Genomic DNA, 24,203 nt, shown 5'->3' with positions numbered 1-24,203 from the left:
ATTGCATTAAAAATATACTTAAACGAAAGACCTTTTGAGCCTCGTGAAAGAGATTATGCTCTCGTGGGTTCTTTCTATGTTTTTGCCATCTGGATTGGATTCGGTGTCTATTCACTCTATGAAAGCTTGCAAAAATATATTGCTCCAAAAATTGCAGGACCAGTAATTATTGCCGGAAGTTTATTGGCGGCACCTGTTTTAATGGCTTCTCAAAACTGGGACGATCACGACAGATCCGGAAGATATACTGCAGTGGCGATGGCAAAAGCTTATTTAAGTTCTTGCGACAAAAATGCCATCTTATTCACCATTGGAGATAATGACACATTCCCTCTTTGGTATGCACAAGAGATTGAGCATTTCAGAACCGATGTAAAAATTGTAAATACAAGTTTATTTATGACAGATTGGTACATCGATCAAATGAAAGCGAAGTCTTACGAATCTAATCCGTTGCCTATTTCATTCGAACATAGCCAGTATGTCGGAGATAATTTGGACTATACAGCTTACATTCAAAAAATTGATACTCGTTGGAATATTAAAGATTTTATCGATTTCATCAAAAATCCTAAATCGACTGTTGGTTTACAAAATGGACAAACCATTCATTTCTATCCAACAAACAAGATTAGAGTAAATGTGGACAAAAATACAATTATTCAAAATAAAGTAGTTAATCCTAAATATTACGATTCTATTGTTCCTTATTTGGATATTGACATCAAAGGAAGTGCATTATACAAAAACCGTTTAATGATGCTTGATATCTTAGCAAATAACAACTGGAAAAGACCAATCTACTTTAGTGGTGGTGCTTTTGATGATGAAGATTATCTATGGTTAAAAGATTATCTGCAATTAGACGGAATGGTTTACAAATTGGTTCCGATAAAAAATGCTCGTTCTAAAGATGGAGGACCATTAGATATGGGACAAATCGATGCTGATAAAATGTATGATATTGTAATGAAATGGGATTGGGGAAATAGTGAAAGTGAAAAAATCTATCATGATCCTGAAACTAGAAGAAACAGTATTACATACCGTACAAATCTTTCAAGATTAATGAATCAGCTTATTGCAGAAGGTAAAATTGACAAAGCTAAAAATATCATCAATTTAGCAATGACCAAAATGCCTTTAGATAAATATGGCTATTATTCTTTAGTTGAAGCTTTTGCTGATGGTTATTATAAAGTAGGCGAAAAAGCTAAAGCGCAAGATCTTTTAAACAAATTAGTTCAGAAATACAAAGAGAACTTAAACTATTATAGTACATTACCTCCTTCTGATCAAACTACTTTAGCAGTAGATATTATTACAGATATTGAACGCTACAGAAGCTTGCTACATGTAATGGATGACAATAAAGACAATGCTTTTTACAACCAGCACAAGACTACATTTAATACTTACGTAAATGTTTTTGAACGCTTTGGACGTGAAAAAGAATAAATAATATACGTAAATTTTACTTATTAAAAAAATGCAGCGCTATTTGATAAATAGCGCTGCATTTTTTAATTTTATAGATATAATACAATTTAATTCAAAATGAGTTTCTATTGGGTCAAAACTAACGCATTTATCAAAAAGGTGTTTTCTAAATATTGCTGGGACATTCCTAACAACGAAAAGAAAATATACCTCACTTTTGATGATGGCCCTACTCCAGAAATTACAGACTGGGTTTTGTCTGAATTAAAAAAATTTGATGCAAAAGCTACTTTTTTCTGCATCGGAAAGAATATTAAAGCAAACCTGACTTTATTTGAAAAATTAATTACTGATGGGCATTCTATTGGCAATCACACAATGAATCACGTGAATGGATGGAAAAGCCACACAAATGAATATATTGAAAACGTAAAAAACTGTGCTGCTATTTTAGATGAGCAAGAAAAAGCGCCTCACCATTTATTATTTCGTCCTCCTTACGGAAAAATCAAAAAAGCGCAATCTAAAATCCTTAGAAGTTTAGGCTATAAAATTGTAATGTGGGATGTTTTAAGTGCTGATTTTGATCAAAGCATTACGCCCGAAAAATGTCTTGAAAACGTAACAAAAAATGTAAAATCAGGTAGTGTGATTGTTTTTCATGACAGTATTAAGGCTTCTCCAAATTTAAGATTTGCCTTGCCTAGAACACTGCATTTTTTAAAAGAAAACGGATATAAGTTTGATATTATTCACTAAATAACATCAATAAAAAGTAGTTGTTTAGACGTTAAATTGTTCCTGAACAATTCCGATTATAGTATTCGCATCAAGCTCTCCAGATTGTCTCCAGATCATTTGTCCCTCTTTATAAATCATTAAAGTCGGAAGTCCTTTAATACGAAGTGCTTCTGCAAGTTCCTGATTTTTATCTACGTCTATTTTGATTACTTTGGCTTTATCACCAAGCGCAGCAGCTACATCCTTAATAACAGGATGCATAGAAACTGAAGATTCATTCCAATCTGTGTAAAAATCAATTAACACTGGAACTTGAGCATTTATTAGTTCTCCAAATTTTGACATAAAACCAAAAAATTAAGTTTTTTAAATCTTTAAAAAGAAATAAATATAATACAAATTTAGCATTTTTAACGAATTAAGCGACATTACGGCCCTTTTTTAGTTCAATGACTGTTATTTCAGGCATAATACCAACTCGTCCTGGATAGGCATGAAAACCAAAGCCACGGTTAACATAAACGTATCTTCCGACGTTTTCGTACAATCCTGCCCACTGTTTATAAATATACTGCGCTAAACTCCATTTAAAATACCCAGGAATTTCAATTCCGAACTGCATACCATGTGTATGGCCTGCAAATGTAAGATGGAAATTCTTTGGATGATCTTTAATTTCAGCTTCCCAATGACTTGGATCATGGCTCATTAAAATTTTAAAATCGTCTTGGTGCACATTTTCAGATGCTTTGTTCAAATCGCCTGCTTTCTTAAAATTCACTCCCCAATTTTCAACACCAATTAAAGCGATTTTATCATCTCCTTTTTGAATGTAAGTATGCTCATTCAACATAAGATTAAAGCCAATTTGACCGTATAAATTTTTAATTTGATGAAAGTTCTCATCTTTTTCCTTCTCAGACGGCCACGTTACATATTCGCCATAATCGTGATTCCCTAAAACTGCAAACTTCCCGTATTTATAATCTTTAATACGATTAAAAGTTTCCAACCAAGGATGCATTTCTTTAGCATGTGTATTTACAATATCTCCCGTAAACAAAATCAAATCTGCTTCCTGTGCATTAATTAAATCAATTGCGTAGTTAATCTTCTCAGGATTATCAAAACTGCCACTATGAACATCTGAAATCTGTGTGATTTTAAACCCATCAAAAGCATCTAGAAGATCTGGAAAGAATACAGTTTGCTTGATTACTTTGAAATTATATTTTCCCTCAAAAATTCCATAAATAATAGAAAGAAACGGAATTGCAGCCAACCCTAAAGCTATCTGGCTAACAAATTTCCTTCTATCAGGCATCATTTCTTTTCGAGGAGTATTGTAAACAAAATAATTTAAGATGCTTGCTCCTATCCTAAAAATATCTTCACCAAACATGATCAGCGTAAGCACAATTTTAGGCACATATACTGTCAGCATTAAGCCTGTAGTAAACATAAATTGTCTAGTCTGACCAACTGATCGGTCTACTTGCGAAAAAGAATATATAATAAAGATTAAAATCAGTAAGCTTATAGCTTGGTAACTAATCAAAACCCAACGTGTTTTGATTAATGTTCGAAAAGCCTGATATGAATAGAACTCAATAAATAATAAGAGAGCGCATAGAATTATAAAACGAAAGATCATTTAATTTATAGTTTTAAACAAAGTAACAAAGAATGAGAATTCTATTTCTTTTTATTATAAAAAATTTAACGCTGTAGAAAATAAAAAAGCTGAAAGATGGCTCTTTCAGCTTTAACCTACCAACCTTTAAAACTATTTAATCTTAAGACTTAAAATCTCGTTTTATTTTGCTTTTGGAGCTTCTGGTTTTGCAGCTTCTGCTTTTTTCTCACCTTTAGCTTTTTTGTCTGCTTTTTTATCGTGTTTTTCAGTTTTTGCTTCTTTTTTTGCTGGTGCTGGCGTTGTTTGTGCGTTTGCGATTGCAAATGTTCCTAAAACTGCTACTGCTAAAATTGCTAATTTTTTCATGATTTTAAATTTTTATTGATTGTTAATTCATTATTTATAAGCCAAAGATATAATCGTAAAATGAAGACAAAATGAAGATAAAGTCTTACAATAAATTTTAACTTTTATTTGGCTTTTTCGAACAACAATGTAAAAGTAGTTCCTTGATTTAAAACCGATTTTACTTTGATTTGAATATGATGAAAAGTAGCAATACTCTGTGCAATTGCAAGTCCTAACCCCTGCCCTTCCTGATCTGAACTGATTCTGGCAAAACGGCTGAATATTTTTTCAAGCTGCGATTCATCCATTCCTATTCCAGAATCTTTTACCGAGATAAAGTAATGTTCATCAGCAAAACCATCCTCTATAATTATTCCTCCTTTAGGCTTATTATATTTGATGGCATTAGTTACGAGATTATATATAAGAATATGAACCAAGGTTTTATTTCCTGTAAAAACAAAATCATTTTCTATTTCGTTCATGAACTGAATATCTTTATCCTCAATTCGATCTTGAAGGTCTTCCTGCAAATCAGAAACAATTTCCCTCAGATTGATTTCTTCATCTGCTATATATTGATTGTTATCTATTCTCGAAATCAGCAGGAGATTATTAATGATTTTTTTCAGCATATCTAATGTTTTCAACGAACCTGCAATTTTATCAACTGCATTATCGTCTAAAGATTGATTCTGCAACAAATTTTCAAGTTTGTTTTTAAGCAGTGCAATTGGCGTAAGAAGTTCATGCGAAACATTCGAAATAAATTGTTTTTCCTTTTTAAAAACTTCAGTAATTCGATCCATCATTTGGTTTAAAACAAAATCCAATTCTCTAAAATCTCTTGAAGTTGCTTTTATTGGAGTATGGTCAAATGTTTCCGGTTCGTTTACACGCCTGATTTTGGTATCAATAATTTTATAAAATGGCTTTAAAAGATATTCTATGTAAAAAGTATCTGCCAAAAAAGTAATAAATAGAATTATCACAAAAACAATTATAATAAAAAGCTTGATTACAAAGGTTAAATCGTTAACCTCGCTCAAACTGCTTCCTATTTCAAGCTGATAATCTTCGCCATCATATGTAAAATGATGCTGCAAGATTCTATACTCACTTTCCTCTCCTTCTATTTTTCGGTATTCATTACTGAAAGTTGTTTTTTTCTGATGTGGTTTTATCGAAACTCGGGATAGCACCAAAAACTCACTATGAAGTGTCGAAAACTCAGAAAAAGTATCAGTTGAATCCTCTGGATTTTCAATAAATTCATTAATCTCTTCTTTATTTAAGTGCTGAATAAATTTTTTCTTCTTTTCAACTAGCGTATTATTAATATGATGATACACTACATTTTTTACTAAAATAGGAAGCATCAGCCATAAAATCAAAATGACCAGCAATCTGCTCAATGCGTTAAAAATAGCTAATTGGTGTTTTATTTTCACAAGAATCGATTTATTCGTTTATACGATAACCTACATTTCGAACAGTTTCGAACCAATCAATAGAAGTGTGTTTGTCCAATTTTTTTCGGAGATTACGAACGTGCACATCTATAAAATTAGAATCTGAGTTAACCTCCAAAATATCGCCCCAAATATGCTCTGTTAATTGCAATCGTGTAATAACACGGTTTTTGTTTAGAACCAAATACTGAAAAATATCAAATTCTTTTTTAGTCAGATTAATTGGCTGGTCGTTAAAACTTACTCTATAATCCTGAAGTTGCAATAAAAAACCATGAATGCTTAAATTATTAAGAGTAAATCCATGAATTCTGCGAACTACGGCAAATATTCTCGCTGCCAATTCTGTCAGAGCAAAAGGCTTTGTCAAATAATCATCAGCCCCAAGATGAAGTCCATTTATTCTATCATCCAATTCTCCGCGAGCAGTAAGTACAATGACCGCAATTTTTGATTTTGTTTTTCTGATTGCCTGCAAAACCTCAAAACCATCACCATCAGGCAGTCCAAGATCTAAAAGCATAACATCGTAATCATTGCTTCCGAATTCTTCAAGAGCCTCGGCACAATTATTTGCAATTTTACAGATATATCCTGAGTTACATAAAAAATCGTAGACCTCTACAGCAAGTTCTTTATTATCTTCTACAATTAAAACATTCATAAGCCCACTATTTAAGCGAAATTAAAATTAATCAATTATCAAAAATTGAGTAGTGTATTATTAAAAAAATTAACGAACGAAAAAAGCTGACAAATTTCTTCATCAGCTTCTTCAATCGCGTTCTCATAATCATTATTCCTGTTTTGCCTTCGTTACAACGCTTCGAAAACAAAACGAGAGCAATTTTTATTTAGCTTTTGCAGGTTCTGGCTTAGCAGCTTCTGTTTTTGGAGCTTCAGTTTTTGCTGATTTTGCTTTTTTATCAGATTTGTGTTTAGGATGTTTGGTTGCTTTTACTTCTTTAGCTGGGGCTTCTTTTCCATTTTTTGCAGGAAATGCATGAACCATTGCACTTGTTCCTAAAACTGCTACTAATAACATTAATAAATTTCTCATGATTTCTAATATTTATGAATTAATAATTTTTATTTTACAGATCAAAATTACCCTCAGAAAATGAAGCCAAAATGAAGAAATCACTGAATAAAAAATTTTAACTTGATATTAACTCTTTACTTCTTTTCTGGTTAATAAATCGCATAAATTCATTTAATTACCGCTATTCTTTACAACATTGAGAAGATGCAATGTATTGTATTTCTACTAAAATGAACTTATACGACTTATATGGTTTAAAAAATTAATTTTCGAAAACCAAATCGTTTTTTAAAACCCAATTGTTTATTTTTACAGACTAATATTTTTAATATGTCAACTCAAAAACGCCTTTTTCTTCTAGATGCTTACGCATTAATTTTTCGTGGTTATTATGCTTTTATAAAAAACCCGAGAATCAATTCAAAAGGAATGGATACATCTGCAATTATGGGTTTTATGAACTCACTTTTGGATGTTATTAAAAGAGAAAAACCAGACCACTTGGCCGTTGCTTTCGATAAAGGTGGAAGCCATGTAAGAACAGAAATGTTTGTTGAATACAAAGCCAATCGTGATGCTACACCAGAAGCAATTAAAATTGCTGTTCCTTATATTCAAGAATTATTAAAAGCCATGCATATTCCGATTATCGAAATCGAAGGCTGTGAAGCCGATGACTTAATTGGAACAATCGCTAAACAAGCAGAAAAACAAAATTACAAAGTCTTCATGGTAACGCCTGATAAGGATTTTGCGCAACTAGTTTCTGAAAATATTTTTATGTATAAACCTGCCCGAATGGGTAACGGAATCGAAATATGGGGAGTTCCTGAAGTTTTAGCAAAATTTGAAATCGAAAGACCAGAACAAGTAATTGATTTTCTTGGAATGATGGGCGACGCTGTGGATAATATTCCTGGATTGCCAGGTGTTGGTGAAGTTACAGCTAAAAAGTTCCTGAAAGAATTTGGAACCATGGAAAACCTTTTAGAAAACACGCATTTACTAAAAGGCAAAATGAAAGAGAACATCGAAGCTAACAAAGAAAAAGGGATTCTTTCTAAAAAATTAGCAGCAATTATTACCGATTGCGATGTTACTTTTAATGAAGAAGACTACGAACTTTCTCGCCCAGATATTGAAAAAACTGATGCTATTTTTCAAGAATTAGAATTTAGAAGAATGGCAGAACAGTTTGACAATTTATTTAAAACTGATGGCACGCAAACTGCTGCCCCAGCTCCTGATGCCAAATTATACAAAAAAGCACAGCCTAAAAATGAAGACCAGTTTGATCTTTTTGGTGGCGGAAATACAAATGGAGAAAACGCTGAAATCGAAAGAACTTCGTTTTATAATACTTTAGAAAACACAGAGCATTTTTACCAAACCATTCAAGGCGATTTAGGCATTAAAATGCTTTTGCAGAATTTACAAAAACAGACTTCGGTTTGTTTTGATACTGAAACCACAGGAATCGATGCTTTGCATGCAGAATTGGTCGGAATGTCTTTCTCTTACGAAAAAGGAAAAGCATTTTATGTGCCGTTTCCAGAAAGCCAGGAAGAAGCAAAAGCTTTAGTAGACAAATTTGTTCCGTTTTTTGAAAATGAAAACATTGAGAAAATCGGACAGAATTTAAAATACGATCTAAAAATTCTTTCTAATTATGGTGTAACCGTAAAGGGAAAACTTTTTGATACGATGATTGCGCATTATCTGATTAATCCAGATATGCGTCATAATATGGATATTTTGGCAGAAACGTACTTGAAATATTCTCCAAAATCTATTGAAAGTTTAATTGGTAAAAAAGGAAAAAATCAGCTTAATATGCGCGATGTTCCTTTGGAAGATATTAAAGAATATGCTGCTGAAGATGCCGATATTACATTACAATTAAAAGAAATATTTACAACCGAATTAGACAAAACAGAAACTAAAAAGTTATTTGACGAAATCGAAATTCCGTTAGTAAGCGTATTGGCAGACATGGAAACCGAAGGAATTCGTTTGGATGTAGATTTCTTAAAAGCAATGTCTTCTGAAATGGAAGTTGAAATCAAAGCTTTAGAAGAAAAAATATATGAAACTGCTGGCGAAAAATTCAACTTGGCTTCTCCAAAACAATTAGGAGATATTTTGTTTGACAAACTAAAAATTGGCGGCGCAAAACAAAAGAAAACCAAAACGGGACAGTACGCAACTGGCGAAGAAGTTTTGACTTATTTGGCCAATGACAACCCAATTGTAAAACAGATTTTAGATTGGCGCCAGATGGTAAAACTGCAAAGCACTTATATTTTGGCTTTACCAGAACAAGTTGATAAAAAAACGTTACGCGTTCATACCGATTATATGCAGACTGTTGCGGCAACTGGGCGTTTGAGTTCTAATAATCCGAACTTGCAAAATATTCCGATTCGTACCGAAAGAGGCCGTCAGATTCGTAAAGCTTTCGTAGCACGCGATGAAAATTACACTTTAATCTCTGCCGATTACTCGCAAATTGAATTAAGAATTATCGCTGCTTTGAGTGGTGAAGAAAATATGATTGCAGCTTTCCAAAATGGAGAAGACATTCACAAAGCAACCGCAGCAAAAGTTTTTGATGTTCCTTTAGAAGAAGTTTCCCGTGAACAAAGAAGTAATGCAAAAACAGTAAACTTTGGAATTATATATGGTGTTTCAGCTTTTGGTTTGAGCAACCAAACTTCACTTTCTAGAAGCGAAAGTGCTGCATTGATTGATGCTTATTATAAAACATACCCTCGCCTAAAATCTTACATTTCAGAACAAATTGAATTTGCACGCGAAAAAGGTTACGTACAAACTATTTTAGGCCGTCGCAGATATTTAAAAGATATTAATTCTGCTAATGCTGTTGTAAGAAGTGCGGCAGAACGAAATGCTGTAAACGCCCCAATTCAAGGAAGCGCTGCCGATGTGATTAAAATTGCAATGATCAATATTCATAAAAAACTTCGTGACGAAAACTGGAAATCTAAAATGTTACTGCAAGTACATGATGAGCTTGTGTTCGATGTTCACAACGACGAACTCGAAAAAATCCAGCCAATGATTAAACACGAAATGGAAAATGCTTTTAAAATGTCGGTTCCTTTAGAAGTTGAACTCGGAATGGGTAAAGACTGGTTAGAGGCACATTAATATTTCAGTAAAATTTCGGTAAAAAATAAATCCGCCAAAAGTGAATGCTTTTAGCGGATTTTTAATTTATAGAAGTTTAAGGCTAGTATTTATCTGCTTCTGCATATTTTTTTGGAATATCTCCATAGTCTTTAATTTGTTTCCAATAATCTTTTAAGTTCTTTGGTCGAGGTCTCCAGTCTGGATCTGCCATGTTTTTTTGAGCTTCATTCCAATTATTAGCCGTTAAAAAATTTGGATCAATATCGCATCCTGAAAGCTCTTTAATTGGTTTTAGAAATACATAACCATCATAAAAATTTTCTAATGTAAAATTACTATGACCGAAAGAATAGTAACTATCATCTCGTAATTTTCCAAGAGGTGTATTAATCAAATCGAATCCGATTGGTTTATTTTGCAGTTTTTGCATTATAATTTCTATTTTTCCATTTGCTGGCGAAACCAAATTTGGTCTAATTTCAGGTCGATTAGCAAAAGGTTTATGCAATAAAATAGAATATACTAACTGCGGATATTTTGCATACAACTGATTTCCAAAATAACCATCCTCCAACCTCACAAAATCCTGTCCCAGAAAATCATACACAGGAAATTTATATTTTGTAAATGCATGGATATCTCCTGTAACAATCAAAATTTTCTCTTGCTTGGCAATAATTTCTTTCTCTGTAATTCCAAATCGAAATGTTTCTGTATTTCCTCTATAAAATACCTTTTTCATTTTCTCAGGAGTTCGCTGTCCCAAAAACGAGGACCAATCGTGACGATAACTTAAATTTAAGATTCTGAATTTCTTTGCAGATTTAGGTAGTGATTTATTTAACTCCCAAGTAGCCTTGTACAAATCAGTATATCCTTTAAAAACCCAGCCTGAATTATAGTTAAACATTAATTTTCTAGCCAGATCTTCATTATACTCAGGAGCAGAGACTAAAGAATCTAATTTTACCTGATTCTCACTTGCCCCAAATTCCATTCCTAAATTATAGACGTTGTTTTTATACAGAACAGGAATCAAATTCTTTACTAATAAGAGGTTTTCTTTAACCCGATGTTCTTCTGCCAGTAGGATTATATCTTTTTCTGCAAACTTTGAAGCAATATATTCTTCAGGACTTTTGTAATTATTTGACAAATATTGAACTGAATTCTCCATTTCATCAGACTGAGAAAAGATACAGAGAGGAAAAAGAATCGAAAGAAAAACTATACTTTTTTTAAACATCTTTTTATTTATTTAATTCTAAAACCCACATTTTTGTTGCTGGAATAATTGTCTTTTTGGAAGTTGAAAAACTTTCTTCGGTAATCACATTTTTAGCAGAAGTAAAACCAGCAGTTCTTTCATCATATTTTTGAAAGTCAATTTCTTTTTCAGAACTACTTGTATTCATCACACACATTATTGTTTGGTTGTCGTCATATCTAAAGTAAATATATAAGCCTTCAACAGGTGTATAATGCATCATTTTTCCCGTTTTTATTGCTGATGCATTTTTTCTAAAATTAGCCAGTTTACGAACCAACTCTTGTGTCGATTTTTCGTCATCCGTCATTCCTTTTCCTGTAAAAGCATTTTTTTCATCTTCTTTCCATCCTCCTGGAAAATCAGCCCTTAGTAAGCCATCTGGATTTTTAAATCCCTTCATCAAAACTTCAGAACCATAATATAGCTGTGGAATTCCTCTGCAAGTTAGCAACCACTGAAAGCCCATTTTTTGCTTTTCTACATTTTCTCCCATTAATGAAAAAAATCGAGCCTCGTCATGATTGTCCAAAAGCAATACTTTCTGCATTGGATTTTTACTCAAAAAATCACTGCTCAAAGTATAATACAATTGATTAACTCCGCCTTTCCACCCAAAAGGCTCTGTCAAAGCTGGAATGATTCCGTAATACAAACTCTGAAAATCTACAACTGAAGGCAAATTGCTTTTGAACGGTGTATCTATATTATTTTCCTCAAAATAAGCCTGATTTGCTACTCCGTGCACCATGATTTCGCCAAAAATGGAAATCTTAGGAAACTCATCCATAATTGCTTTGTTGCAGCGATTGGCAAAATTAAGATCATTATAAGTATAAGTATCAAGACGCACGCCATCAATACCAAACTTTTCAATATGCCAAATGCAATTTTGGATAATGAAATTGGCCATAAACGGATTATCTTGATTAATGTCTGGCATTATTTTATCAAACCATCCATCGCTCATTTTCTTTTTATCTGATTTTGTTCCATAAGGATCAAAAAGCGGGATTTCTCTATAATTGGTTTGAGTATATTCTGGCCAGCGATGAACCCAATCATTTGCTGGAGGATCTAGTTCTAGAAAATGAAATGATCCAATATGATTATAAACAGCATCAAAAATAAGCTTCATTCCCCTTGAGTGAAGCTGATTACTCAATTTTTCATACATCGCATCTCCACCATATCTTTGATCAATTTTGTAATGATTTGTAATTGCGTAACCATGCTCTGTTCTTTTCTCCATATCATTTTCCATAACTGGAGTAAACCACAATGCTGTAACTCCAAGCCCCTGAATATAGTCCAGATTATTAATCACACCTTGTAAATCTCCGCCATGGCGATCATACATTTCTTTTCGGTCAAGAGATTGGTCTCTCATTCCTTTTACTTTGTCATTTGCAATATCTCCATTACTAAAACGGTCCACCATAATTAATTCTATAAAATCACTTGAAGTAACTCCTTGCGCATACTGTGTTCCATTACCCGATTTTCGATTATAAAGAGGCCATTTGATTTTCTGTTTTCCTGACTTTTGATTCAATTCAATAATTACATCACCAGCAACAGTTTCTGGCGCAATAGTTATATCAATAGCAATATATTTTGCATTTGGAAAAGAATATGTTTTGTTAATCGTTATTCCGGGATAATTAATGCCTACTTTATCTGTTGTAAAAGAATCATCAATACTTCGAATTAATAACTGTATAGAATTGGTTTTCATTCCTACCCACCAATTTGTCGGGTAAACTTTAGTATTCTTGGCATTTATTACCCAAGAAAAACAAAATAGCAACATTAAAGTTAAAGCGGTTTTCTTCATGATAGTTTTTTTAAATTACATTAGTCAGCGAAAGATATCATGCTTTTCTACCATCAAAAAGACACTTATTTAAACAACATGCTTTGTGTTGCAAACAACAATACAAAAACTGCTATGTTATTTAAACAAGAAAACTGTTTTCTACCACATTACGATTTTATTCTAAAGCAAAACCACTAGCTTTACAATTAAAGAAACAAACTCGATAATGAACGAACTGGCTATTTATCCTGAAAATACATTTCAAAAAATAAGACTTTATATCAGCTACTGGTTGGGATATATTTTATTATTCAGCTTAGTGCAAGGTTTGCCAACAAATGATTTTTGGAGGGCTTTTTATAATGAATGTTATAGTGTTTTCCCTAAAATTATATTTGTTCTACTGATTGTAGAAGTAGCAATGCCAAAATTGTTTTTCAGAAAAAAAAAGACGCTATTTATTTTTGTTTATTTGATTTCGATCCTCTTCTTTGCATTCCTTCAGCGGTTAATTGACAATTATATCATTATTGCATTCTATTTGACTGAGTGGAAATCGGAACCGCTTTTTTCTGCTCCTGTATATTTATATAATGTAATTAAACTGCAATTTGTTGTCACGGTTCCTTTAATCATTAAACTTGTTTATTACATTGCCGAAGCTAAAAACAAAGTGCAGCTGATTATTTCCGAAAAACTCCAAGCCGAATTGTTTTCTCTTCGAAATCAGTTTCATCCCCACTTTTTATTTAATGTTCTCAATAGTCTGTATTCAAAAATTTTAAGTAAATCTGACGATTCTGCAGATATAGTCCTTAAAATCTCAGATTTTCTCCGATATTCTGTTTATGAGGTAAATACCAAACATATTCCTTTGGAGAAAGAAATTGAATATCTACAAAATTATATTTCACTTCAGCAGTTAAGATTTGATAACAGACTCGAACTAAGTTTCAGTACAAACGGAATTACAGAAAATCAAGTTATTGAGCCTTTCTTAATTCTTCCTTTTATAGAAAACAGTTTTAAATATTGTCTGGATGATGTCAGTCTAAAAGCATGGATTACAATTTCAATTACATTTTCTGAAGAATGGCTAATAATTAAAATTGAGAATAGTCTCCCGCAAGATTTTTTCGAAAACAAAAAAACTAAAAATCCATATAGCGGTATCGGAATTTCTAATGTTAAAAGGCGTTTAGAACTTCTTTATCCTCAAAATCATATTTTAAATATCAAAAATGAAGTTGAATCTTTTTTTGTCTCTTTAAAAATTAAAATTAATGACACCAACTAGAATAAGCTGTATTATTATAGAAGATGAACTTCCTGCATCTATATTGCTTGAAATGCATATTGCCAAATTTGATTTTTTAGATTTGAAAGGAAAATTCATGAGCACCAATAATGCCTTGGGATATTTGAAAACCAACAATATAGACTTGCTTTTTTTAGATATTAATCTGCCAGGCAAATCAGGGATTGAATTTGCTAAATCACTGCCAAAAGATATCGGAATTATTTTTACAACTGCCAATTCACAATATGCTGTCGAAGGATTTGACCTAGAAGCTATTGATTATTTATTAAAACCTATTTCTTTGGAACGATTTTCAAAAGCAATACAAAAATATAGTAAAATCCAAAAAACGAATCAGCAGTTTGAAAAGCTTGCACAAGCTGAAATTGAACAGCCTTTTATATTTGTCAAGTGCGAAAGAAAAACATTAAAAATATATCTGAACGAAATAGATTATTTTGAGTCACAAGGCAATTATTTAATTATTCATACAGAAAAAGATTCTTTTAAAACTCATCAGTCTATTACCGAAATGATTGAAAAATTACCTGAAGATTTTTTTTTCAGAATACATCGTTCCTTTTTGATTCCTTTAAAAAAGGTTTCTCAATTTAATAGTCGTTCTGTTACTATTAAAAACAAGATTCTGCCAATTGGAAGACTATATAGTAATGCAACGATAAATTCTTTACAGTTGTTTAATTCTAACTAGTTTGAAAAGGATATTTACTAAAAAACACATTTTTATATATTGTAAATATTTTCTTTCTTTGCCAAATCTTATAATCAAAAAAATGAAAAAGCTTTATATTCTATTTTTTTTACTTTATTCAACAATTTCATTTTGTCAGGACAAGATTTATTATCTAGAAGGAACTTTAGGCAAAAGTACAATCTTTATGACGCTTCAGGTTTATAAATCTGACAATGAAACTAACCTAACCGCAGTTTATTTCTATAAGAATTCGCTAAAAGACATTAAACTCGAAGCAAAATTAAAAGACAATAATTACTCATTTTATTTTAAACCTAGCGATGTTATTACCGAAAAGTTTTACCTGAAAAAATCGGGCAATAATTTTGACGGATTTTGGTATGATGCCAAAGAAAAACAATTGGCTGTTCATCTTGAGCCTGTAAATTTTGACAACTATAAATCGAATCTAAAAATTAGATTTGATGACGAACGTTTAAATCTAGTGAAATACAAATTCCTTGAATTCAAAAAACAGAAAACCACACTGTATAACAATAAAGAATTTGTTTGGTATTCTGAAAAACATTGCGATTCTGATTTTTTTAGATTAGGAAATAACTTCACAGAGAAAAACAAAGCTTTGATTAATCCGATTTTAGAACGCATACATATCGAAAACACACTATATCAACTTAATTGTACATCTAGTTTTGAATACAGCCAAGGAAAAGGTATTGAAGGAAATTCAACAATTAACTTTCTGAACCATGATTTATTAGGTTTCCAAATTTCGATGTTTTGGGATTGCGGAGGCGCTCATCCCGATTTTGGAAGTAGCGGTTACCTTATTGATTTAAACAACGGAAAACAATATGGAATTGATGATATTCTAGCTTTTGACAAAAGCGTAACTGGCGACAAAGAAAATAATTTCGATGCTTTTTCAAAATACAGAAGCACTTATTTTGCACCAAAATTACTGGCTGTACTTAACTCTCAGGAACATTTTGAAAAACCAAAAAACGATGATGATCCTTGCGATTATACTAACGAAGAATATTGGGATTTTCCTTCTTGGAATTACACAGAAAAAGGAATTGAATTTACTCCTATTTTTTATAGAGCAGCAAGATCTTGTGAAGAATCTTTTTTAGTTCCTTTTGAAAAATTAAAAAAGTATAAGAATCCTAAATTTCCTTATTCATTATAATAAAAAAGCCATCCGTTGCGGATGGCTTATATTATTTTATACTTTTCTTGTAGATTCTCTTTCTTTCAATTTTGTCTTGATGACAATCGTTTCATATTCAGAAACTGTTCCTTCCGGCTCTTCCAATCTTTCAATTAATCTTTTTGCTGCAACTTCTCCAATTTCAACACCATGCTGACTTACTGTTGTCAAACTTGGCGATAAACGTCTTGAAGCCAAAATACCATCTGCAAAACCAATAATCGAAATATCTTCTGGAACTCTGTAGCCTTTTTTCAAACTTACTCTTAAAGCTGCAACCGAATCATTTTCGTCCAACGCAAAAATTCCGTCGATTTTATGATCAAAAATAGAATCAATTTTAGCTTTCATATCATCTTCAGAATCGGTACGAAGAATAATTTTTTCGTTAACGGGAATATTATTATCTGCCAATGCTTTTAAATATCCGTCAGCTCTTAATTTTCCAACACTTAAATTGTCTACAGAAGAAATTAAAGCAATGTTTTTGCATCCTAAATTTATTAAATGCTGTGTTGAGTTTAATGCCGAATCAAAATCGTCTACGACAACTTTATCGCAGTCTACTTCATCTGCAATACGATCAAACATTACGATTGGCGTTCCGTCGTTAATTATTTCAGAAAAATGATTATAATCTTGAAGTTTTTGGGCTTCTTGAGAAACCGAAAGAATAAATCCGTCAATAGTTCCGTTACTCAACATTTCAAGCGTATGAATTTCCTTTTCTAAAGACTCATTAGAGATACAGGTAATTACATTATATCCTTTTTTATCGGCAACTTTCTCAATACCGCTAAAAACTTTCGCAAAGAAAGAATTTAAAATATTAGGAATAATTACCCCAATCGTTTTTGTCTTACGATTCTTAAGATTCAAACCAATAACATTCGGCTTATAATTTTTGAGTTTGGCATACTCCTTAATCTTAACCTTCGTTTGTTCACTAATTTCAGGACTGTCATTCAATGCTTTAGATACAGTCGAAACAGAAACACCTAGTTCCTTGGCAATTTGTTTTAGAGTTGCTTTAGCTTTCATCCTATTGAATTTTATGTAATTAATACAAATATAGTAGAATTACCGAAAATAAAACAAAAAGAAGCTATTAGTATTTAAAAATGTAAGTCTTTTCGAAATAATAATTAAATAAAGCTATTTTTCAAAACCGCACTTACAAAAATTTCGTTAATAATTAAATACCAGATAACTAGAGACCAACTGTTGTTAACTATTAAAAAACTTGATTATGAAAAACGAAGTTAAAATTCATGAAGTAGATCCTTCATTGAATAGTAGAAGGAGCTTTCTTAAGCTCAGTGGATTAACCTTGGCAACCACAGGTTTAATTCTAGCTGGCTGCAGCGATAATGACAACGACAATGATATGCCAGACAATTCTTTGCCAGGAATTAGAAATGGTGTTTTTGATTTAGGCTCTGGAGATTTTGGAGTATTAACCTATGCTTATGCTCTAGAACAATTAGAAGCCGACTTTTATACTAAAGTAGTTAATGGAAGTGGTTTTAATTCTGTCTTCAGCAGCGTTGAACGCGAAGTACTAACAGACTTATATCACCACGAAGTAGTTCATAGAGATTTTTTTAAAGCTACTTTAAACGCATTACTTCCAAATCCGAGTACTCAATTACTTCCAACTTTGGCTTTTAATTATGGCTCCTTAAATTTTAATAGCCGTACTGAAGTTTTGGCGACTGCAAAAGCATTAGAAGACACAGGAGTTGCCGCCTATAATGGAGCAGGAAAATTAATTAAAACTGCCGACTACTTATTATTAGCTGGAAAAATTGTTTCTGTAGAAGCGAGACATGCCTCAGCAATAAGAAGTTTGATTAATCCGAATTCTAAAGATTTTGCCGGAGATGATATTGTAAATATGTCTACAGGTTTAGATGATGCCAAAGATCCTTCTAAAATTCTACCGATTGCTGCTGGTTTTATCACTACGAAATTTACAGCTAAATACTTGCCTTAATCTTAACCGCTAAAACTTAGAAATTATGAACATTTTAAAATTTATAGAATCCTTTACTGATGACAATTTAATGAATAGTACGGGTTCAAGAAGAGACAGTTTTACACATTTTGGAAATATTGGTAAAAATTTAGCTTTAGCCTCAATTCCTTTCGGATTATCAGCTCTAACCAATAAAGTTTTCGCACAAGACATTACAGCAACGCCCGCAACTCCAATCGGAGCTTTACAATTTGCTTTAACCTTAGAATATCTTGAAAACGAATTTTATGCTATGGCATTAGATTCTGGAGTAATACCAGCTTCTGAAAATGGCGGGCGCGATTTAAAAGTATTTCAGCAAATAGCGGCGCACGAATCTGATCATGTAAAATTTTTAATTGCTGGATTGGGTGGCACAGCCAGTGCTAACTTCGTTCCGAAACCTACTTTTGACTTCACCGTTGGAGGCGCTTTTGACCCTTTTCATGATTATCCAACCTTTTTAGCTTTGGCACAAGCTTTTGAAGATACTGGAGTTAGAGCTTATAAAGGACAAGCAGCAAATTTAATTACAACACCAGATTTATTGACTGCAGCATTACAAATTCATTCTGTTGAAGCACGACATGCTTCTGAAGTTAGAAGATTACGAGGCTTAAAAGGATGGATATCAAATGCCGAACGAGGTGCCGGAATGCCAGCTGCAACGCAAGCTGTATATGATGGTGAAGGCGTAACTATGCAGGCAGGATTTAATACAGCAACAGCATTTGGAGCTGCAGCGGGCTCAGAAGCTTATGATGAGCCACTTACCACCCAACAAGTGGTTGATATTGCCAACATATTTATTGTATAATCTTTTTTTTCAAAATATTTAACCGTCTTTACTTTATTGTGGAGACGGTTTTTTTATTCACTAAATAATCAAAAAACTGAAGCCCTGATTTTCAGTAGATAAAATATTCTTTCAGGTATTTGGTTTTAAAATAATTAATTGTACTTTTGCATCCCCTTTATTGGGGATGGAATGTTTAATTAAAATAATATTATGGACGCATTAAGCTACAAAACAGTTTCAGCAAGTAAAGCCACTGTAACTAAAGAGTGGATTGTTGTTGACGCTGAAGGTCATAACTTAGGACGTCTTGCTTCAAAGGTTGCAATGATCTTAAGAGGTAAGTACAAACCAAGTTATACACCACACGTTGACTGTGGAGATAACGTAATTGTTATCAACTCAGAAAAAATTAACCTTACAGGTACAAAATTGAATGACAAAATTTACATGCGTCATACAGGTTACCCAGGAGGACAAAGAACTTTAACTGCTAAAGTATTGCAAGCTAAAAACCCTGCATTATTAGTAGAAAAAGCTGTAAAAGGTATGTTACCTAAAAACAAATTAGGAGCTGAACTTTTTAGAAATCTAAATGTTGTTGTAGGATCTGAGCACACTCACGGAGCTCAAAAACCTAGAACTGTTAACCTAAATGATCTTAAGTAATGGGAGTTATTCACAAAATCGGTAGAAGAAAAACCGCTGTTGCACGTGTTTACGTTTCTGAAGGAACTGGAAACATCACTGTAAACAAAAAAGAATTCGCAACTTACTTTCCAACTGCAACTTTACAGTACAAAGTTTTACAACCGCTTTCTATGACAGAAAACGCTGGTAACTTTGATGTAAAAGTAAACGTTTACGGAGGTGGTACAACTGGTCAAGCAGAAGCTGTAAGAATGGCATTAGCACGCGTAATGTGTGAAGTTAACGCTGAAAACAGAGGAATCCTTAAACCAGAAGGTTTATTAACAAGAGACCCAAGAATGGTTGAACGTAAGAAATTCGGTCAGAAGAAAGCTCGTAAGAGATTCCAATTCTCTAAACGTTAATATTACCTGTCTTGTTCAAATGGGACAAGACATTATCAATTATTTATTGAAATTAAAAAACACAGTTATTGTTGCTCTCCTATCGAGGTAGGATATAGTTTAGCATCTAAATGTATAAAGCCAGAGAAATCGCCATTTATACATTGCTAATCAACAGAACGTAAACTAGTACAAAAATGGCAAACAAAATAGAAGTAAAAGAATTACTAGAAGCAGGTGTTCACTTCGGACACATGACTAGAAAATGGGATCCAAATATGGCTCCTTACATTTATATGGAGCGTAATGGGATTCACATTATCAATCTATATAAAACTGCAGCTAAAATTGAAGAAGCTAACGAAGCTTTGAAAAAAATCGCTGCATCAGGTAGAAAAATCTTATTCGTAGCTACCAAAAAACAAGCAAAAGACATCGTTGCTGATAAAGCAAAAGCTGCAAACATGCCTTACATCACTGAAAGATGGCCAGGTGGAATGTTGACTAACTTCGTAACTATCAGAAAGGCAGTTAAAAAAATGTCTTCTATCGATAAAATGAAGAAAGATGGCACATTCAACACTCTATCTAAAAAAGAGCGTTTGCAAGTTGATCGTCTACGTGCTAAATTGGAGAAAAACTTAGGTTCAATTGCTGATATGTCTAGACTACCTGCAGCATTGTTCGTAGTAGATATCAAAGCTGAACACATCGCAATAAAAGAAGCTCAAAAATTAAACATTCCAGTTTTCGCAATGGTTGATACGAATTCTGACCCAAGAGAGGTTGATTACGTAATTCCTGCAAATGATGATGCTTCTAAATCAATTGACAAAATTTTATCTTTAGTGACTACTGCAGTAATCGAAGGTCTTTCTGACAGAGGTGCTGAGAAAGAAGTTGAAGCTGCTGAAGAAGCTCCTGCTGCTGAGGCTGAAGTTGCTCCTGCAACTGAAACTGAAGAATAAATCAAATTTTAAATTCCAAATTTTAAATTCCAAATTCCAAATACAAAATTAAAAACGTTATGTTGATAATTTAATAAAATTGGAGTTTGGGATTTAGAAGATGGAATTTTTACTTTTAACATTAAAATTCAAAATATTATGGCAACAATTACTGCTGCAGACGTAAATAAATTAAGACAATCTACAGGTGCCGGAATGATGGACTGTAAAAAAGCTTTAGTTGAAGCTGATGGAGATTTCGATAAAGCTATACAAATCCTTAGAGAAAAAGGACAAAAAGTTGCTGCTAACCGTTCTGACCGTGAGTCTTCTGAAGGAGCTGCTGTTTCTTTTATCAATGCTGACAACACTAAAGGAGCTATCCTTACTTTAAACTGCGAAACTGACTTCGTAGGTAAAAATGAGGCTTTCGTTACTTTAGCTAAAGATTTAGTTGAAAGAGCTATCAACTTCTCTTCTAAAGAAGAATTTTTAGCTTCTGATTTCAACGGAATTACAGTTGCTGAAAAATTAATCGAGCAAACTGGAGTTATTGGTGAAAAAATCGAAATCGGTGGTTTCGAAATTTTAGAAGGTGCTTTCGTTGGATCTTATGTTCACGTTAACAAAATCGCTGCTTTAACTGCAATTTCTGCTCCGATCGCTAATGCTGAGACTTTAACAAAAGACGTTTCTATGCAAGTTGCTTCTATGGGAGCTGATACGTTATCTTACAAAGATTTTGATCCTGCTTTCGTTGAATCTGAACTTGCTGCTCGTATTGCTGTAATTGAAAAAGACAATGAAGAGGCTGCACGTTTAGGAAAAACTTTGAAAAATGTTCCTAAATACATCTCTTTCTCTCAATTAACTCCTGAAGTTATCAAACAAGCTGAAGAAGATGCTAAAGCTGAATTAAAAGCTGAAGGAAAACCAGAGCAAATCTGGGATAAAATTCTTCCAGGAAAAGTTCAACGTTTCATTTCTGATAACACTACTTTAGATCAAGAGAAAGCTTTATTAGATCAAAACTTCATCAAAGATGACAGTAAAAAAGTAGGTGATTACGTTAAAGGATTCAATGTTGAAATTACAGGTTTCAAAAGAGTTACTTTAGGTTAATATATTATTTTTTCAATATTAAAAAGCCCAAATATTTAGTTATTCGGGCTTTTTTTATTTCATTTTAGCTTTCAATTGGAAAGTTTCTAGCTCGCATCAACGCATCTGATTTCGGGGCATGTCCTCTGAAATTCTCGTACATTTCTTCATTATCAATCGTATTTCCAACACTCAAAACTGTTTTATAAAGACGTTCAGAAACCTTCTTGTCAAATGGTCCTCCAGCTTCTAAAAAAGCTTCATAAGCATCCGCATTGATTACATCTGCCCATAAATAACTATAATATCCCGCTGCATACCCATCGCTCGAAAAAATATGAGCAAACTGCGGAATTCTGTGCCTCATTACAATTTCTGACGGCATATTTATTTCATTCAAAACTTTCTTTTCAAAAGCATGTGGATCAATTAATTCGGTTGTCAAATGCAATTTCATATCGACAAATGAACTTGAAATCGTTTCTACTGTTGCAAAACCTTCATTAAAATTAGCAGCTTTTCCGATTCTCTCTACCAGTGATTGAGACAAAGGCTCGTTTGTTTTATAATGAAGCGCAAACTTATTCAAAACCTCAGGAGTAGCCAACCAATGTTCTAATAACTGCGACGGAAACTCTACATAATCTCTTGCAACCGAAGTCCCTGAAAGACTTGGATAAGTGACATTTGAACACAGCCCATGTAGAGCGTGTCCAAATTCATGAAACAAAGTTGTTGCATCATCCCATGAAATTAAAACAGGTTCATCACTATTTCCTTTAATAAAATTGCAGTTATTTGACACAATAGGAAGCGCATTTCCTTTTATCTTCTGCTGATCTCTATGCGAATTCATCCATGCGCCTGAACGCTTACCAACTCGCGCATACGGGTCAAAATACCATAATCCAATTGGTTCTCCAGTATTTTTGTTATTCACTTCCCAAACACGAACATCTGAATGATAAACGGGAACATCAAATAATTGCTTGAAACCTAAATCGAATAATTTGCCCGCTGTCCAAAACATTCCTTCTCGCAAATTTTCTAACTGCAAATATTGCTTAATTTCATTCTGGTCTAGATCGTATTTAGCCTTTCGCACTTTCTCAGCATAATAGCGATAATCCCAAGGCTGAATTTTAAAATTATCCCCATCATTATCTACCATTTCCTGCATCGCAGAAACATCATTTTTTACTTTGTCTACAGCGGGTTTCCATACCGAATTCATTAAATCGAGTGTCTTCTGCGGATCTTTGGCCATTTTATTAGACAAACTCCATTCAGCAAAATTAGCAAAGCCTAAAATCTTAGCTTTTTCAGCCCTCAATTTCAAAATAGAAACAAGTGTTTCATTGGTGTCATTTTCGTTTTTATTATCGCCTCTCTTTACAAAAATATCAAAAGCTTGTTCTCTCAAACTTCTTTTGTTGGAAAACGTAAGAAACGGTTCGATTGAAGATCTCGTATTTCCAATGCATCCTAAAACATTTAGATTTCTTTCTTTAGCTTCAGCAATAGCGGCATTTTTAAATTCTTCAGGCAGACCATCAAAATCAACTTCTGTTTTTAATTCTATATACTGATCATTTTCTTCTGCTAATAATTTTTGACTAAAAGCAGTAAAAAGTCCTGCCAATTCCTGATTTATTTTAGCAACTTTATCTTTGTCTTGTTGGTTCAACTCTGCTCCTTCTCTAACAAAATCGGTATAATATAACCAAAGTAAACGCTGCTGTTCTTTAGTTAAATTCTGCTTTTCATCCGATTTGTATAAGGCTTCAATTCTAAAAAACAATTTCTCATTTTGATACAGTCTATCACTAATTTCTGCCAATTTTGGCGACATTTCAGTGTCAACAATATTAAATTCAGGAGTACTCAGATTAGATCTATAAATGCCGTAAACTGCATGGATTCGATCTAATTTATCACCGGAAAGCTCTAAAGCCTTGATTGTATTTTCAAATGTTGGTTTCTCTGGATTATTTGTGATGGCATCAATTTCTTCTAACTTTTCTTTTATAGCAAATTCTATTGCTGGCCTAAAATCCGAAACTTTGTAAGCTGTAAAATCTGGTACGCCTCCATAAGGCCCTGACCAATCTCTTAACAACGAATTATCTAATTCTTCTAGTGTTTTCATAAACAAATACATT

General features: G+C 32.8%; 21 protein-coding genes and 1 pseudogene. 12 read left to right on the top strand and 10 right to left on the bottom strand.

The window, feature by feature from the left end; genetic code table 11:
* Together B3J44_RS16235 and B3J44_RS16230 are read left to right on the top strand one after the other, a co-directional pair.
* Nucleotides 1-1,458 (top strand): annotated as a pseudogene (locus B3J44_RS16235) (hypothetical protein); the annotation flags it as partial.
* Between the two features lie 99 nt (nucleotides 1,459-1,557).
* Nucleotides 1,558-2,199 (top strand): polysaccharide deacetylase family protein, encoded by a 642-nt coding sequence (locus B3J44_RS16230; RefSeq protein WP_198854511.1) that lies wholly within the window; start codon nucleotides 1,558-1,560, stop codon nucleotides 2,197-2,199.
* 24 nt (nucleotides 2,200-2,223) lie between these two features.
* Here the strand turns inward: B3J44_RS16230 and B3J44_RS16225 are convergent, their stop codons facing one another.
* From B3J44_RS16225 to B3J44_RS16200, 6 genes are all read right to left on the bottom strand, one after another.
* Nucleotides 2,224-2,526 carry a thioredoxin family protein gene (locus tag B3J44_RS16225; protein WP_008466807.1) on the bottom strand — a complete coding sequence of 101 codons (303 nt, stop codon included), beginning with the start codon at nucleotides 2,524-2,526 and terminating at the stop codon, nucleotides 2,224-2,226.
* A 73-nt stretch (nucleotides 2,527-2,599) separates the two neighbouring features.
* Complete coding sequence (locus tag B3J44_RS16220; protein ID WP_286969684.1) at nucleotides 2,600-3,835, bottom strand: metallophosphoesterase; 1,236 nt, start codon at nucleotides 3,833-3,835, stop codon at nucleotides 2,600-2,602.
* 162 nt (nucleotides 3,836-3,997) lie between these two features.
* Nucleotides 3,998-4,183, bottom strand: a complete 186-nt coding sequence (locus B3J44_RS16215; protein WP_286969683.1) for a hypothetical protein — start codon at nucleotides 4,181-4,183, stop codon at nucleotides 3,998-4,000.
* A 104-nt stretch (nucleotides 4,184-4,287) separates the two neighbouring features.
* Nucleotides 4,288-5,616 (bottom strand): sensor histidine kinase, encoded by a 1,329-nt coding sequence (locus tag B3J44_RS16210; RefSeq protein ID WP_286969682.1) that lies wholly within the window; start codon nucleotides 5,614-5,616, stop codon nucleotides 4,288-4,290.
* 10 nt (nucleotides 5,617-5,626) lie between these two features.
* A complete protein-coding gene (locus B3J44_RS16205) occupies nucleotides 5,627-6,301 on the bottom strand; it encodes a response regulator transcription factor (RefSeq protein WP_286969681.1) in 675 nt (224 codons plus the stop codon).
* A gap of 186 nt (nucleotides 6,302-6,487) precedes the next feature.
* Nucleotides 6,488-6,697, bottom strand: a complete 210-nt coding sequence (locus B3J44_RS16200) for a hypothetical protein (RefSeq protein WP_286969679.1) — start codon at nucleotides 6,695-6,697, stop codon at nucleotides 6,488-6,490.
* Between the two features lie 312 nt (nucleotides 6,698-7,009).
* Between B3J44_RS16200 and polA the strand changes: the two genes are divergently transcribed.
* A complete protein-coding gene (polA, locus tag B3J44_RS16195; RefSeq protein WP_286969677.1) occupies nucleotides 7,010-9,850 on the top strand; it encodes a DNA polymerase I in 2,841 nt (946 codons plus the stop codon).
* Nucleotides 9,851-9,932: 82 nt separating this feature from the next.
* Here polA and B3J44_RS16190 read toward each other — a convergent pair whose 3' ends face one another.
* Both B3J44_RS16190 and B3J44_RS16185 read right to left on the bottom strand, forming a co-directional pair.
* Nucleotides 9,933-11,009, bottom strand: coding sequence for a hypothetical protein (locus B3J44_RS16190; protein WP_286969676.1), 1,077 nt, complete (start codon nucleotides 11,007-11,009; stop codon nucleotides 9,933-9,935).
* A gap of 73 nt (nucleotides 11,010-11,082) precedes the next feature.
* Nucleotides 11,083-12,936 (bottom strand): alpha-amylase family glycosyl hydrolase, encoded by a 1,854-nt coding sequence (locus tag B3J44_RS16185; protein WP_286969673.1) that lies wholly within the window; start codon nucleotides 12,934-12,936, stop codon nucleotides 11,083-11,085.
* A 208-nt stretch (nucleotides 12,937-13,144) separates the two neighbouring features.
* Here B3J44_RS16185 and B3J44_RS16180 point away from each other — a divergent pair, with 208 nt between their 5' ends.
* From B3J44_RS16180 to B3J44_RS16170, 3 genes are all read left to right on the top strand, one after another.
* Nucleotides 13,145-14,215: a sensor histidine kinase gene (locus B3J44_RS16180; RefSeq protein ID WP_286969671.1), complete on the top strand. Its 1,071-nt coding sequence runs from the start codon at nucleotides 13,145-13,147 to the stop codon at nucleotides 14,213-14,215.
* A complete protein-coding gene (locus tag B3J44_RS16175) occupies nucleotides 14,202-14,930 on the top strand; it encodes a LytR/AlgR family response regulator transcription factor (RefSeq protein ID WP_286969670.1) in 729 nt (242 codons plus the stop codon). The genes B3J44_RS16180 and B3J44_RS16175 overlap by 14 nt, the downstream gene beginning before the upstream one ends.
* An 82-nt stretch (nucleotides 14,931-15,012) precedes the next feature.
* Nucleotides 15,013-16,125, top strand: coding sequence for a hypothetical protein (locus B3J44_RS16170; RefSeq protein WP_286969669.1), 1,113 nt, complete (start codon nucleotides 15,013-15,015; stop codon nucleotides 16,123-16,125).
* 36 nt (nucleotides 16,126-16,161) lie between these two features.
* On the opposite strand, the gene B3J44_RS16165 is transcribed toward B3J44_RS16170, so the two are convergent.
* Nucleotides 16,162-17,187 carry a LacI family DNA-binding transcriptional regulator gene (locus tag B3J44_RS16165; RefSeq protein WP_286969668.1) on the bottom strand — a complete coding sequence of 342 codons (1,026 nt, stop codon included), beginning with the start codon at nucleotides 17,185-17,187 and terminating at the stop codon, nucleotides 16,162-16,164.
* A 208-nt stretch (nucleotides 17,188-17,395) separates the two neighbouring features.
* Here B3J44_RS16165 and B3J44_RS16160 point away from each other — a divergent pair, with 208 nt between their 5' ends.
* The 6 genes from B3J44_RS16160 (at nucleotide 17,396) to tsf (ending at nucleotide 22,062) form a co-directional block, all read left to right on the top strand.
* Entirely contained in the window at nucleotides 17,396-18,142 is a 747-nt protein-coding gene (locus B3J44_RS16160) for a ferritin-like domain-containing protein (RefSeq protein ID WP_286969667.1), read from the top strand.
* Nucleotides 18,143-18,167: 25 nt separating this feature from the next.
* Nucleotides 18,168-18,980, top strand: coding sequence for a ferritin-like domain-containing protein (locus B3J44_RS16155; RefSeq protein WP_286969666.1), 813 nt, complete (start codon nucleotides 18,168-18,170; stop codon nucleotides 18,978-18,980).
* Between the two features lie 192 nt (nucleotides 18,981-19,172).
* Nucleotides 19,173-19,628, top strand: a complete 456-nt coding sequence (gene rplM / locus B3J44_RS16150; RefSeq protein WP_095927953.1) for a 50S ribosomal protein L13 — start codon at nucleotides 19,173-19,175, stop codon at nucleotides 19,626-19,628.
* The gene (rpsI, locus tag B3J44_RS16145) at nucleotides 19,628-20,014 is read left to right on the top strand and encodes a 30S ribosomal protein S9 (protein WP_035645327.1); all 387 of its coding nucleotides are present in this window, start codon (nucleotides 19,628-19,630) and stop codon (nucleotides 20,012-20,014) included. Before rplM ends, rpsI begins: the two co-directional genes overlap by 1 nt.
* Nucleotides 20,015-20,190: 176 nt before the next feature.
* Nucleotides 20,191-20,961 (top strand): 30S ribosomal protein S2, encoded by a 771-nt coding sequence (rpsB, locus tag B3J44_RS16140; RefSeq protein WP_286969665.1) that lies wholly within the window; start codon nucleotides 20,191-20,193, stop codon nucleotides 20,959-20,961.
* A 138-nt stretch (nucleotides 20,962-21,099) separates the two neighbouring features.
* Entirely contained in the window at nucleotides 21,100-22,062 is a 963-nt protein-coding gene (gene tsf, locus B3J44_RS16135; protein WP_198854527.1) for a translation elongation factor Ts, read from the top strand.
* A gap of 64 nt (nucleotides 22,063-22,126) precedes the next feature.
* On the opposite strand, the gene B3J44_RS16130 is transcribed toward tsf, so the two are convergent.
* The gene (locus tag B3J44_RS16130; RefSeq protein ID WP_286969663.1) at nucleotides 22,127-24,202 is read right to left on the bottom strand and encodes a M3 family metallopeptidase; all 2,076 of its coding nucleotides are present in this window, start codon (nucleotides 24,200-24,202) and stop codon (nucleotides 22,127-22,129) included.
* Between the last annotated feature and the right edge of the window lies 1 nt (nucleotide 24,203).

The organism is Flavobacterium sp. UBA4854, assembly GCF_002399805.1.
In the GTDB taxonomy this organism is placed as follows: Bacteria; Bacteroidota; Bacteroidia; order Flavobacteriales; family Flavobacteriaceae; genus Flavobacterium; species Flavobacterium ginsengisoli.
Note: the sequence above shows the minus strand (reverse complement) of the source record. Positions and strands in the feature narration are given on the sequence as shown.

Excerpts from the sequence above, each read along its gene's own strand:
- B3J44_RS16230 (WP_198854511.1), top strand. The coding sequence starts at position 1,558 with ATGAGTTTCTATTGGGTCAAAACTAACGCATTTATCAAAAAGGTGTTT.
- B3J44_RS16225 (WP_008466807.1), bottom strand. The coding sequence starts at position 2,526 with ATGTCAAAATTTGGAGAACTAATAAATGCTCAAGTTCCAGTGTTAATT.
- B3J44_RS16220 (WP_286969684.1), bottom strand. The coding sequence starts at position 3,835 with ATGATCTTTCGTTTTATAATTCTATGCGCTCTCTTATTATTTATTGAG.
- B3J44_RS16215 (WP_286969683.1), bottom strand. The coding sequence starts at position 4,183 with ATGAAAAAATTAGCAATTTTAGCAGTAGCAGTTTTAGGAACATTTGCA.
- B3J44_RS16205 (WP_286969681.1), bottom strand. The coding sequence starts at position 6,301 with ATGAATGTTTTAATTGTAGAAGATAATAAAGAACTTGCTGTAGAGGTC.
- B3J44_RS16200 (WP_286969679.1), bottom strand. The coding sequence starts at position 6,697 with ATGAGAAATTTATTAATGTTATTAGTAGCAGTTTTAGGAACAAGTGCA.
- polA (WP_286969677.1), top strand. The coding sequence starts at position 7,010 with ATGTCAACTCAAAAACGCCTTTTTCTTCTAGATGCTTACGCATTAATT.
- B3J44_RS16190 (WP_286969676.1), bottom strand. The coding sequence starts at position 11,009 with ATGGAGAATTCAGTTCAATATTTGTCAAATAATTACAAAAGTCCTGAA.
- B3J44_RS16185 (WP_286969673.1), bottom strand. The coding sequence starts at position 12,936 with ATGAAGAAAACCGCTTTAACTTTAATGTTGCTATTTTGTTTTTCTTGG.
- B3J44_RS16180 (WP_286969671.1), top strand. The coding sequence starts at position 13,145 with ATGAACGAACTGGCTATTTATCCTGAAAATACATTTCAAAAAATAAGA.
- B3J44_RS16175 (WP_286969670.1), top strand. The coding sequence starts at position 14,202 with ATGACACCAACTAGAATAAGCTGTATTATTATAGAAGATGAACTTCCT.
- B3J44_RS16170 (WP_286969669.1), top strand. The coding sequence starts at position 15,013 with ATGAAAAAGCTTTATATTCTATTTTTTTTACTTTATTCAACAATTTCA.
- B3J44_RS16165 (WP_286969668.1), bottom strand. The coding sequence starts at position 17,187 with ATGAAAGCTAAAGCAACTCTAAAACAAATTGCCAAGGAACTAGGTGTT.
- B3J44_RS16160 (WP_286969667.1), top strand. The coding sequence starts at position 17,396 with ATGAAAAACGAAGTTAAAATTCATGAAGTAGATCCTTCATTGAATAGT.
- B3J44_RS16155 (WP_286969666.1), top strand. The coding sequence starts at position 18,168 with ATGAACATTTTAAAATTTATAGAATCCTTTACTGATGACAATTTAATG.
- rplM (WP_095927953.1), top strand. The coding sequence starts at position 19,173 with ATGGACGCATTAAGCTACAAAACAGTTTCAGCAAGTAAAGCCACTGTA.
- rpsI (WP_035645327.1), top strand. The coding sequence starts at position 19,628 with ATGGGAGTTATTCACAAAATCGGTAGAAGAAAAACCGCTGTTGCACGT.
- rpsB (WP_286969665.1), top strand. The coding sequence starts at position 20,191 with ATGGCAAACAAAATAGAAGTAAAAGAATTACTAGAAGCAGGTGTTCAC.
- tsf (WP_198854527.1), top strand. The coding sequence starts at position 21,100 with ATGGCAACAATTACTGCTGCAGACGTAAATAAATTAAGACAATCTACA.
- B3J44_RS16130 (WP_286969663.1), bottom strand. The coding sequence starts at position 24,202 with ATGTATTTGTTTATGAAAACACTAGAAGAATTAGATAATTCGTTGTTA.